General features: G+C 64.1%; 10 protein-coding genes. 7 read left to right on the forward strand and 3 right to left on the reverse strand.

Translation table 11 applies throughout. From position 1 onward, the window contains the following. The first annotated feature begins 172 nt into the window (after positions 1-172). The 5 genes from ACT2B0_RS06170 (at position 173) to ACT2B0_RS06190 (ending at position 4,946) form a co-directional block, all read left to right on the forward strand. The gene (locus ACT2B0_RS06170) at positions 173-1,204 is read left to right on the forward strand and encodes an amino acid ABC transporter substrate-binding protein (RefSeq protein ID WP_473462574.1); all 1,032 of its coding nucleotides are present in this window, start codon (positions 173-175) and stop codon (positions 1,202-1,204) included. 68 nt (positions 1,205-1,272) lie between these two features. Beyond that, positions 1,273-2,463, forward strand: a complete 1,191-nt coding sequence (locus ACT2B0_RS06175) for an amino acid ABC transporter permease (protein ID WP_473462576.1) — start codon at positions 1,273-1,275, stop codon at positions 2,461-2,463. 1 nt (position 2,464) lies between these two features. Beyond that, on the forward strand, positions 2,465-3,622 hold the full coding sequence (locus tag ACT2B0_RS06180; protein ID WP_473462579.1) for an amino acid ABC transporter permease: 1,158 nt from the start codon (positions 2,465-2,467) through the stop codon (positions 3,620-3,622). Between the two features lie 40 nt (positions 3,623-3,662). Beyond that, positions 3,663-4,466, forward strand: a complete 804-nt coding sequence (locus ACT2B0_RS06185) for an amino acid ABC transporter ATP-binding protein (RefSeq protein WP_481658461.1) — start codon at positions 3,663-3,665, stop codon at positions 4,464-4,466. A 174-nt stretch (positions 4,467-4,640) separates the two neighbouring features. After that, positions 4,641-4,946, forward strand: a complete 306-nt coding sequence (locus ACT2B0_RS06190) for a hypothetical protein (RefSeq protein WP_473462583.1) — start codon at positions 4,641-4,643, stop codon at positions 4,944-4,946. A 33-nt stretch (positions 4,947-4,979) separates the two neighbouring features. Here the strand turns inward: ACT2B0_RS06190 and ACT2B0_RS06195 are convergent, their stop codons facing one another. Both ACT2B0_RS06195 and ACT2B0_RS06200 read right to left on the reverse strand, forming a co-directional pair. Continuing rightward, positions 4,980-6,203: an FAD-dependent monooxygenase gene (locus ACT2B0_RS06195; RefSeq protein WP_473462586.1), complete on the reverse strand. Its 1,224-nt coding sequence runs from the start codon at positions 6,201-6,203 to the stop codon at positions 4,980-4,982. Positions 6,204-6,222: 19 nt separating this feature from the next. After that, complete coding sequence (locus ACT2B0_RS06200; RefSeq protein ID WP_473462588.1) at positions 6,223-6,468, reverse strand: zinc-finger domain-containing protein; 246 nt, start codon at positions 6,466-6,468, stop codon at positions 6,223-6,225. Positions 6,469-6,637: 169 nt separating this feature from the next. On the opposite strand from ACT2B0_RS06200, the gene ACT2B0_RS06205 reads away from it, so the two are divergent. Continuing rightward, positions 6,638-8,845, forward strand: coding sequence for an RNA degradosome polyphosphate kinase (locus tag ACT2B0_RS06205; RefSeq protein ID WP_473462591.1), 2,208 nt, complete (start codon positions 6,638-6,640; stop codon positions 8,843-8,845). Continuing rightward, on the forward strand, positions 8,845-10,374 hold the full coding sequence (ppx, locus tag ACT2B0_RS06210) for an exopolyphosphatase (protein WP_473462593.1): 1,530 nt from the start codon (positions 8,845-8,847) through the stop codon (positions 10,372-10,374). Before ACT2B0_RS06205 ends, ppx begins: the two co-directional genes overlap by 1 nt. A 198-nt stretch (positions 10,375-10,572) precedes the next feature. On the opposite strand, the gene rnd is transcribed toward ppx, so the two are convergent. Then, positions 10,573-11,724, reverse strand: coding sequence for a ribonuclease D (rnd, locus tag ACT2B0_RS06215; RefSeq protein ID WP_473462596.1), 1,152 nt, complete (start codon positions 11,722-11,724; stop codon positions 10,573-10,575). Positions 11,725-11,775 lie beyond the last annotated feature (51 nt).

Below are 11,775 nucleotides of genomic sequence, written 5' to 3' on the forward strand. Positions count from 1 at the left end.
CCCTTGACCAAATGGGTAGAATGGCCTTCGATGCGCCGGTGAGCGGGAGGCGCAGAACAATGCCCGGCAACGCGGCGTTGGCCCTGGTGGGTTCCGGGTGAACTGCTCAGCTTCCGAGAGGGAAAAGACAACGGGGAACGAGACCCCGGAGAAACAGAAAAGGGTTCCAATCATGACAGCCAAACTTCTGACCGGCGTATTTGGCGCGGCGGTTCTCGGGCTCGCCGCATCGGCTGCGTCCGCCGCGACGCTCGACGACGTAAAGTCCAAGGGCTTCGTTCAGTGCGGAGTGAACACCGGCCTTGCCGGTTTCGCCGCCCCCAACGACCAGGGCGAATGGTCGGGCTTCGACGTCGACATCTGCAGGGCCGTCGCCGCCGCCGTGTTCGGCGATGCGACCAAGGTGAAATACACGCCCACGACGGCGAAGGAACGCTTTACCGCGCTTCAGTCGGGCGAGATCGACGTTCTGTCGCGCAACACGACCTGGACGCTCAGCCGCGACACCTCGCTCGGCTTCAACTTTGCCGGCGTCAACTATTACGACGGCCAGGGTTTCATGATCAACGCCAAGAAGCTGCCCGGCGTCAATTCCGCGCTGCAGCTTTCCGGCGCCTCGGTCTGCGTACAGACCGGCACGACGACTGAGCTCAACCTCTCGGACTATTTCCGTGCCAACAAGATGGAATATAATCCGGTCGTGTTCGAGAAGCTCGAGGAGGTCAACGCCGCCTACGATTCGGGCCGTTGCGACGTCTACACCACCGACCAGTCGGGCCTGTATTCGATCCGGCTGACGCTTTCGGCCCCGGATGATCACGTCGTGCTTCCCGAGATCATCTCCAAGGAGCCGCTCGGCCCGGTCGTGCGCCAGGGCGACGATCAGTGGTTCGACATCGTCAAGTGGACGCTGAACGCGATGGTCATCGCCGAGGAACTCGGCATCACCCAGACCAATGTCGACGAGATGAAGGGATCCGACAATCCCGAGATCAAGCGCGTTCTGGGCATGGAGCCCGATTCCACGCTCGCGGCCGATCTCGGTCTCGACAAGGAATGGGTCGTCAACATCATCAAGGCGGTCGGCAATTACGGCGAGAGCTTCGAGCGCAATATCGGCCAGGACAGCCCGCTCAAGATCGCCCGTGGCCTGAACCAGCTCTGGACCAAGGGCGGCATCCTCTACGCGCCCCCGATCCGCTGACCTTCACCTGGACCACCGGGAGGCGCTAACCGGCGCCTCCCGGATAATCTGGGTCGGGGAGGGATCACATGGCCAGTCAGGACACCGTCCGCGACGACGGCGTAGCAAAGGCCTCGTTGCTTTATGATCCGAAGGTCCGCGGGATCGTCTTTCAGGTCCTCGTCTTCGTAGGGCTTTTCGCGTTCGTCTACTGGATCGTGGGCAACACGATCGAGAATCTCCAGCGCTCCAACATCTCCTCGGGCTTCGGTTTTCTGAGCGGACGCAGCGGCTTCGACGTCGCCACCAGCCTGGTCGCCTACGATTCGGATTCCACCTATGGCCGCGCGCTCGTCGTCGGCCTTTTGAACACCCTCATGGTCGCCGTTCTGGGCGTCTTCACCGCCTCGATCATCGGGTTTCTGATCGGTGTCGGACGGCTGTCGCGCAACTGGCTCGTGCGCAAGATCTGCACCGTCTATGTCGAGGTCTTCCGCAACATCCCGCCCTTGCTGGTGATCTTTTTCTGGTATTTCGGCGTGTTGTCGGTGCTGCCGCTGCCGCGCGATTCGATCGGATTGCCGTTCGGCTCCTACCTCAACAGCCGCGGCTTCTTCTTTCCCAGGCCGATCTGGGGTGAAGGGGCCTGGCTGATCGGTCTGGCGCTGCTTCTGGCGATCACGATGATCTTCTTCGTCAAGCGGCGCGCTGCCGCGCGCCAGATGGCGACAGGAGAGCAGTTTCCGGTTCTGTGGACCTCGCTCGGTCTGCTCGTCGGCCTGCCCCTGCTGGCATTCGCGCTGACCGGTTTTCCGCTCAGCTTCGAGTTTCCGCAATTGTCGACCTTCAACCTGGTCGGCGGCATTTCGGTAAAGCCCGAATTCCTGGCGCTCTACCTCGCGCTGTCCTTCTACACCGCCTCCTTCATCGCCGAGATCGTGCGCGCTGGCATACTCGGCATTAGCAAGGGCCAGACCGAGGCGTCCTATGCGCTCGGGCTGCGGTCGGGAACGACATTGCGGCTCGTCATCATCCCCCAGGCCTTGCGCATCATCATCCCGCCGCTGACCAGCCAGTATCTGAACCTGACCAAGAATTCGTCGCTGGCGATCGCGATCGGCTATCCCGATCTCGTTGCCATCGGCGGCACGATCCTCAACCAGACCGGCCAGGCGATCGAGGTCGTCGCGATCTGGATGGTCGTCTATCTCGGGCTCAGTCTTGCCACTTCGGTGTTCATGAACTGGTTTAACGCGCGTATGGCGCTGGTGGAGCGGTAACATGCAGGAACACGATCTTTCCTTCGTGCGCGCCGAACTGGTCGCCAACCAGCCGGCGCCGAGACGCGAAAAAGGGTTTGGCCACTGGCTGCGCAAAAACCTGTTCGCAACCCCGTTCGACAGCGTGCTCACGGTGTTGGCGCTGCTGTTCATCGCCTATTCCCTGCCGCCGCTGTTGACCTGGGCCTTCCTCGACGCCCAATGGACCGGCAGCGACCGGTCCTTCTGCGCCACGGTCGCACAGGGCGGCGTCCAGCCGGACGGCTGGTCCGGCGCCTGCTGGGCGTTTGTCGGCGCGAAGTTCCAGCAATTCCTCTACGGGCGCTATCCGCTCGACGAGCGCTGGCGGGTCGCGCTGACCGGGGTCTTGTTCGTGCTGTTGATCGTGCCGCTGCTGATCCCGCGCGTACCGCACAAGGCGCTGAACGCCATCCTGCTGTTCGTCATCTTTCCGGTCGTCGCCTTCTTTCTGCTGGTCGGCGGCTGGTTCGGCCTGGAATATGTCGAAACGCCGCTATGGGGCGGTCTGATGGTCACCCTGGTGCTGTCGTTCGTCGGCATTGCCGTCTCGCTGCCGCTCGGCATCGTGCTGGCGCTCGGGCGACGATCGCATATGCCCGTGGTCAAGATGATCTGCGTCATCTTCATCGAGACCGTGCGCGGCGTGCCGCTGGTCACGGTGCTTTTCATGGCCAGCGTCATGCTGCCGCTTTTCCTGCCGGCCGGCGTCACCTTCGACAAGTTCCTGCGCGCGCTGATCGGCGTGGCGCTGTTTGCGTCGGCCTATATGGCCGAGGTGGTGCGCGGTGGCCTGCAGGCGATCCCCAAGGGCCAGTACGAGGGGGCGGATTCGCTCGGCCTCGGCTATTGGCAGAAAATGGGCCTGATCGTGCTGCCGCAGGCGCTCAAACTGGTCATACCCGGCATCGTCAACACGTTTATCGGGCTCTTCAAGGATACCAGCCTGGTCTACATTATCGGCATGTTCGACCTGCTTGGCGCCGTGCGGCAGAATTTTTCCGACGCCACCTGGGCCTCGCCGCAAACGCCGATGACGGGGCTGGTTTTCGCAGGGTTCATCTTCTGGTGTTTCTGCTTCGGCATGTCGCGCTATTCGATCTTCATGGAGAGGCTTCTCGACACGGGGCACAAGCGATAGCCAAAATCCACGGCCACGAAGGACAAAAAGGGGAAACTCGATGGCTAGAGAAAACGCTGTGGGCGCCGAGGAAATCGCCGTCGACAAATCCAAGATGCAGATTTCGGACACCGACGTGGCGATCGAGATTGTCGGCATGCACAAATGGTACGGCGACTTTCATGTGCTTAAGGACATCAATCTCAAGGTCATGCGCGGCGAGCGCATCGTGGTCTGCGGCCCGTCCGGCTCGGGCAAGTCGACGATGATCCGCTGCATCAATCGTCTCGAGGAGCACCAGAAGGGCAAGATCGTCGTCGACGGCATCGAGCTTACCAACGACCTGAAAAAGATCGACGAGGTCCGCCGCGAGGTCGGCATGGTGTTTCAGCATTTCAACCTGTTCCCGCACCTCACCATCCTGGAGAATTGCACGCTGGCGCCGATCTGGGTGCGCAAGACCCCGAAAAAGGAGGCCGAGGCCACCGCCATGCATTTCCTGGAGCGGGTCAAGATCCCGGAGCAGGCCGACAAATATCCCGGCCAGCTTTCCGGCGGCCAGCAGCAGCGCGTGGCGATCGCGCGCTCTTTGTGCATGAACCCGCGCATCATGCTGTTCGACGAGCCGACTTCAGCGCTCGATCCGGAAATGATCAAGGAAGTGCTCGACACCATGGTCGGCCTCGCCGAGGAAGGCATGACCATGATCTGCGTCACCCACGAGATGGGGTTTGCGCGCGAGGTCGCCAATCGGGTCATCTTCATGGATCAGGGCCAGATCGTCGAGCAGAACACGCCCGACAAGTTCTTCGACAATCCGCAACACGAGCGCACGAAACTGTTCCTGAGCCAGATCCTGCATTAAGCCGCTGCGGCGCGGGCGAGCACGCCGCGACGACGCGGAACGCCATCCTGGCCATAAGCGTCCCCGCGGCGGCCGGCAGCGTGGGGGCTGTCAGCAGAGTTGCGCGTCGTCGTTGCCCGGATCGCGGTCCCGACATAGGTTGTTTAGCGTAAAAGTTAAACATGTGGGAACGTCATGCGATCGATCACCATCCGCTACCAATATTCCGGGCCGGAAGAAGAATGGCGCGGCGTCATCGACGCCTTTGTCGCCGCCATCGACGCCGACGAGGCGATCGCCGGCAGGTTCGCCTATCAGGTCGCGATCGCCGAGGATGGGCGCACGCGCATTCATTGGGGTCGCTGGGACAGCGCCGAAACGCTGAACACCATGCAGTCGCGCGACTATTTCAAGGTGTTTGCGGAGAGACTTCGCAAGCTGGCCGGCGGCCCGCCCGACGCCGTCGCCGCGGATGTGACGACCAAGACCGTCGGCTGGTAGCCGCATGCCGGTCGTTGCCGCAGGCGGTCGCGATCAGCCCGAAGACTGCGTGACGTCCTGGCCGTAGAGCCAGTCGAGATCGGCGGCCAGCCGGACGCCGGAGCGTCGTCTGAGCACGAAATTGCGTACCAGCGCCACCGGCCCGGACGCGTTCCAGGCAAACCGGTTCAACGCGCCGCGCTGTTCGACGCGCAGCACCCGCGGCCGGCGTTCGGTCTCGTAGATCTGCAGGGCCAGAGGGAGGTCGTCGTCGTGACGCGAGACGATGCCGGCCAGCACCTCGGCGTCTTCGATCGCCATCGCAGCGCCCTGTGCGGCAAACGGGGTCATGGCGTGCGCGGCATCGCCGATCAGCACGACGCCTTCCGGGCGGGTCCAGGGTCCTTTGGCGTCGACGACGTGCAGCGGCCAGCTTGTCCAGCGTCCGGCCTCCTTTACCAGATCGGCGAGCGGCTTCGCCGCGCCGCTCACGGCCGTTTTCAACACGGTGGCGTCCGTGCCGGCCGCCCAGCTCTGGCTTTGCGCGTCGCCCTTCGTCACCGCGACGAGATTGATCGCTGCTCCGGCGCGCACCGGGTAGGCGACAAGATGGAAATGTGGATGCAGGAACGCCGTCACCACATCCGCGCCGATCAGGCGCTCGGCAAAGCCCGGCGCCGCCCCGCGCCGCAGGGTCGTGCGCCATGCAACCAGCCCGGTGAAGGAATCGTCCATGCCGTCGACCGCGGTCCCGCGCAGTGTCGACCACACCCCGTCGCTCGCGATCAGCAACCCGCCGTTTGCTTCCTCGATGGCGCCGTTGCGGTCGATCGACAGCGTCACGCCGCGTGCATGGAAGGCGACATCGCGCACGGCCGCACCTTTCATGATGGCAATGTCGGGGTCCTGTTCGGCGCGTGCCAGGAGCGCGCTTTGCAGGTCGGCGCGATGGACGGTCAGATAGGGTGCTCCCCAGCGCCGCTCGGCGGCCTGCCCGAGCGGTACGCGGCCGAGTTCATTGAGGCCGCGCGCGTCGCGCAGCACGACCGCCTGCGGCCTGACGGCGGCCGGCAACAGCCGGTCGAGAACGCCGAGACGGCGCAGCAGCCGCGTCGCGTTGGGGGACAGCTGCAGTCCCGCGCCGATTTCGGCAAAACCCGGCGCCCGTTCGAACAGCCGTACCGAATAGCCGCGGCTGGCGAAGGCGACCGCGGCCGTCAAGCCGGCAATGCCGCCGCCGGCGATCAGCACCTGAAGCGATGGCGGGGAGGTCTTCACGGGGAAGACCGCCTCGTTCTCACGCCGCCTGCGGGCGGTAGAGACAGCCTTCGGGGCTGGTGTCTTCCACCTTCAGCGCGGCGTTGAAGCGATAGAGCGTCGAGCAATAGGGACAGACCAGTTCGTCCGCGTCGCCCATATCGAGAAAGACATGCGGATGATCGAACGGGTCCGAGGCGCCGACGCACATGAATTCCTTCACACCGATCTCGACCGCCGCGTGCCCGGCGTCGTTCTGGAAGTGCGGAATGGAATGGCCGGCCATCTGTCTGCTCCTCAAGGATCTTTCCGCCGCGCGTGACACGCGCCTCGCCTTTGTATCATATTCGGCGTATTTGCAAGGCTGGGCATGCGGCGCGCGCACGCTGACGGCGCGCCGGGAAACTGGCAATGAATCGCCGCCCGTGCAACATGAAATCGAACCGAGTGCGGTGATGAACGAACTAAAACCCGTCGCTAGCGAATTCCAACAGGATGTCTCGACCGTCGCCGAGTTGGGCGAGGGCACGCCGGAGCGGTTCGTCAACCGCGAGTTTTCCTGGTTGCAGTTCAACCGCCGGGTGCTCGACGAGGCCCAGAACCCGCGTCACGCGTTGCTCGAACGGGTGCGTTTCTTGTCGATCTCGGCCGCCAATCTCGACGAGTTCTTCATGGTGCGGGTCGCCGGGCTCGCCGGCCAGGTCCGCGAGGGCATCTCGTTGCGCAGTCCCGACGGACGCACGCCCGAACAGCAGCTCGAACAGGTGTTGCACGAGGTCGAACGCCTCCAGAACGATCAGCGCCAGTCGCTGGCCACGCTGATGCAGTTGCTGGAGGCCGAGAACATCGAGGTCGTGCGCGGTGCGGCGCTGTCGCCGGTGGAAAAGGCCAGGCTGGAGGAGCATTTCCTCGAATCGATCTTTCCGGTGCTCACCCCGTTGTCGATCGACCCGGCCCACCCGTTTCCGTTCATTCCCAATCTGGGCTTCTCGATCGCCTTGCATCTGGCCCGGCGCAAGGATGGCGCGGAGATGACGGCGTTGTTGCGCCTGCCAGTGGCGCTGAAGCGCTTCGTGCGCCTGCCGGCGGAGCGGCCGAACGTGCGTTTCATCACGCTTGAACAGGTCGTGGGCCTGTTCATCGACCGGCTGTTTCCGGGCTACACGGTCACCGGATCGGGCACGTTCCGCATTATCCGCGACAGCGATATCGAGGTCGAGGAGGAGGCAGAGGATCTTGTGCGGCTGTTTGAGACCGCGCTCAAGCGTCGGCGGCGCGGCTCGGTGATCCGTATCGAGTTCGAGCGTGAGATGCCGGCCGCGCTGCGCGATTTTGTCGCCGGCGAACTCGGCGTACTGCCAGGTCGCATCAGCGTTCTCGAGGGGCCGCTCGCGCTGAGCCAGATTTCGGAAATCGCCTCGGTGCCGCGCGACGACCTGAAATTTCCGCCCTATAATCCGCGCTTTCCCGAGCGCATCCGCGATCATGGCGGCGATTGTCTGGCCGCCATTCGCGAAAAGGACATCATCGTCCACCACCCCTACGAATCCTTCGACGTGGTCGTGCAGTTCCTGCGCCAGGCCGCGCAGGATCCCGAGGTCGTGGCCATCAAGCAGACGCTTTACCGCACCTCCAACGACAGTCCGATCGTGCGTGCACTGATCGATGCGGCGGAAGCCGGCAAGTCCGTCACCGCGCTGGTCGAGCTCAAGGCGCGCTTCGATGAGGAGGCCAATATCCGCTGGGCGCGCGATCTCGAACGCGCCGGCGTGCAGGTCGTTTTCGGCTTTCTGGAGTTGAAGACCCATGCCAAGATGTCGCTCGTCGTGCGGCGCGAGGACCAGAAGCTGCGCAATTACGTGCATCTGGGTACGGGCAATTATCACCCCATCACCGCGCGCATCTATACCGACCTGTCCTATTTTACCTGCGATCCGGAGATTGCGCGCGACGTGGCGCAGGTGTTCAATTTCATCACCGGCTATGCCGAGCCGGACCGCGAGATGCGGCTGGCGATCTCGCCCTTCACCCTGCGCGAGCGCATCCTGAGCCACATCGCCGACGAGGTCGCCCATGCGCGCGCCGGAAGGCCCGGCCAGATATGGATGAAGATGAACGCGCTGGTCGATCCCGCCATCATCGACGCGCTTTACGGCGCCAGCCGGGTCGGCGTCGAGATCGATCTGGTCATCCGCGGCATTTGCTGCCTGCGGCCGCAGGTTGCGGGCCTGTCGGACAATATCCGCGTCAAGTCGATCGTCGGTCGCTTTCTCGAGCACAGCCGCATCTTCTGCTTCGGCAATGGCCACGGCCTGCCGTCCGACGAGGCGGTGCTGTATTTCTCGTCCGCCGATCTGATGCCGCGCAATCTCGACCGGCGCGTCGAGGCGCTGGTGCCGATCACCAACCCAACTGTGCATGAACAGGTGCTCGACCAGATCATGCTGGGAAATATCATGGACAACCAGCAGAGTTTCGAAATATTGCCGGACGGCACGTCGCGCCGCATGTCACCGGAAGACGGGGAAGAGCCCTTCAATGCTCAGGAATATTTCATGACCAATCCAAGCCTGTCCGGGCGCGGAGACGCGTTGAAATCGAATGCCCCGAAGCGGATCGTCCAGCATGGCCGGCGCAAGAAGGCCAGGCAAGCCCCTTCCTGATGATCGCGACATCCCAGGGGCGGCTTCAGGACCGCCATCCGCTTTCGGTCATCGACATTGGCTCCAATTCGATCCGTCTTGTCGTCTATGAGGGCATCGCACGGGCGCCGACCGTTCTGTTCAACGAAAAGATGCTGGCCGGGCTCGGCAAGGCGATCGTGTCGACCGGGCGTCTCGACAGCGACGCGGTCCGGCGCGCGGTCGACGAACTGCGCCGTTTTCGCGCGCTGTCTGAGCAGGCCGGTGCGGAAGCGCTTCACGTCATCGCCACCGCGGCGGCGCGCGAGGCCGAAAACGGGACGGATTTCATCGAACGCGCCGAAGCCATTCTCGGTGTGCCAGTCCGCGTTCTGACCGGCCGCGAGGAAGCGCATTTTTCCGCACTCGGCATCATCTCCAGCTTCTTCCGGGCCGACGGCATCGTCGGCGATCTGGGTGGCGGCAGCCTGGAACTTGTCGACATCAGGCGCGAGACGATCGGCGACGGCATCACGCTGCCGCTCGGCGGGCTGCGCCTGCAGGACATGTCCAAGGGCTCCGTCCCCGCGGCCGCGCGCATCGCGCGGCGCGAGATCGCGCGGGCGACGTTGCTGAAGGGCGGGCAGGGCCGCAATTTCTATTGCGTCGGCGGCACATGGCGAAATCTCGCCCGGCTGCACATGCATGTGACGGACTATCCGCTGCACGTGATGCACAATTACGAGATGGATGTCGAAGGGTCCGCCGCCTTTCTCAAGCGCGTCGCGCGCGGTGAGATAGACAAGATGAAAGGCATTCAATACGTCTCGAAAAACCGCCGCGCGCTGTTGCCGTACGGCGCGACCGTGTTGCAGGAAATCATCCGGGTGATGAAACCCGGCAAGATCGTCATTTCCGGGCTCGGCGTGCGCGAAGGCTATCTTTTTTCGCTGCTCGGCGAAAACGAGCGCCGCTCCGATCCCCTTTTATCGGCGGCGGAAGAACTGGCCGTCCTGCGCGCCCGCTCCGTCACCCACGCCCGCGAACTCGCCGAGTGGACCGGCACGGCGTTTGCCGCTTTCGGGCTGGAGGAGACCGAGGAGGAGGCGCGCTACCGGCGCGCGGCATGCCTTCTCGCCGATATTGGCTGGCGCGCCCATCCCGATTATCGCGGCACGCAGTCGCTCAACATCATCGCCCACGGCTCCTTCATCGGGGTCAGCCATCCCGGCCGCGCCTATATCGCCCTGGCCAATCTCTACCGGCACGAAGGTCTGTTCAACGACGCCGCCGCGCCGGAAATCCGGGCGCTCGCCACGCCGCGCCTTCTGGAGCGCGCCCGCATGCTGGGTGGGCTCTTGCGTGTCGTCTATCTGTTCTCGGCTTCGATGCCGGGCATCATTCCCAGGCTGCGCTGGGTGGCCGACGGCAAGGACGGGCTCGCGCTCGAAATCCCCGGATCGCACGCCGCCTTGATGGGCGAACGGCCGGAGGGGCGGCTTCAGCAGCTCGCCAGGCTCAGCGGGCGTCCGCTGCGATTGCGGCTGGAGCGTAAGGATGGACCGCGCTAATTTGTTGTCTTAACGCGTTTCCGAACCGCGAACCGGCTTCCGCTTCGCCTGGAAACACCCCTAGGCGCCTCGCGCGAAAACGTCGGGCGGAAATACGGTTCGCCGGCGATCATGCGCACCCGGCCTGGGTCGCACGACACGAATGCCTCGTACTTGGTTCCGGCGCGACGGGCCGGCCGCGCGCGATGTCAGCCCGCCTCACGGCTCGAAGATGGCGACCTTCCTATCTTCGAAACGCAAGGCAAGTTCGCCGCGCACCAGCTTGAGCGCCGTGTCGCCGAACACCTCGCGTCGCCACCCGTGCAGCGCAGGCACGTCGGCCTCCGTGCCGTTGGCGGCGATACGCTCGATGTCGTCGCCCGAGGCGAGCATTTTGGCCGCCACGCCTTCTTTCTCGGCCACATGCTTCAACAGCACCTTCAGCAGTTCGACCGCGGCGGCCGTGCCCTCCGGCAGTTGCGGCTGCTTGGGCAGCCGCGGCATCTCCTCGCGCGGCAGCGCCAGGGCGGCGTTGACGGCTTCCAGCACGCCGGCCGCGGCGCCCGAGCGCTCCCACCCCTTCGGGATCGTGCGCAGCCGCGCCAGCGCGGTCTGGTCCTGCGGCTGCTGCACGGCGATTTCGCTGAGCGCGTCGTCCTTGAGCACGCGTCCCCGCGGCACGTTCTTTGCGCGTGCTTCCAGTTCGCGCCATGTTGCGACTGATTTCAGCACGGCCAGCTCGACCGGTTTGCGCAGACGCACGCGCAGGCGCTTCCAGGCATCCTCCGGGTCCGGCGCATAGGTTTCGCGGGTGGTCAGCACCTGCATTTCCTCGTTGAGCCAATGGGCACGGCCCTCGCGGTCGAGTTCGTCGCGCAGATGGCGATAGACGTCGATCAGATGGGTGACGTCGGCCAGCGCGTAGGCGAGCTGGCGCTCGGTCAGCGGGCGGCGGCGCCAGTCGGTGAAGCGCGACGACTTGTCGATGCGTTCGCCGGTGATCTTCTGGACAAGCTGCTCGTAAGACACGCTGTCGCCGAAGCCGCACACCATGGCCGCGACCTGGGTGTCGAACAGCGGGTGCGGCACGAGATCGCCGCGATGAACGACGATCTCGATGTCCTGGCGGGCGGCGTGGAACACCTTGGTGACGCGCTCATTGCCCATCAGCTCGAAGAAAGGTCCCAGATCGATACCGGGGGCGAGCGGGTCGACGAGCGCCGTCATGCCCGGCGCGGCCATCTGGATCAGGCACAGTTCCGGCCAGAAAGTGGTCTCGCGGATGAATTCGGTGTCGACGGTGACGAAGTCGGATTTCGAAAGGCTTGCAACGGTGTCGGCGAGCTCGGCGGTGGTCGTAATCACATGCATAATCGGTCTTTAGTGCCGTTTATCGTCAGATGGAAGCGGTTTGATGGAATG

Source organism: Nitratireductor sp. J20-h4 (genome assembly GCF_056780505.1).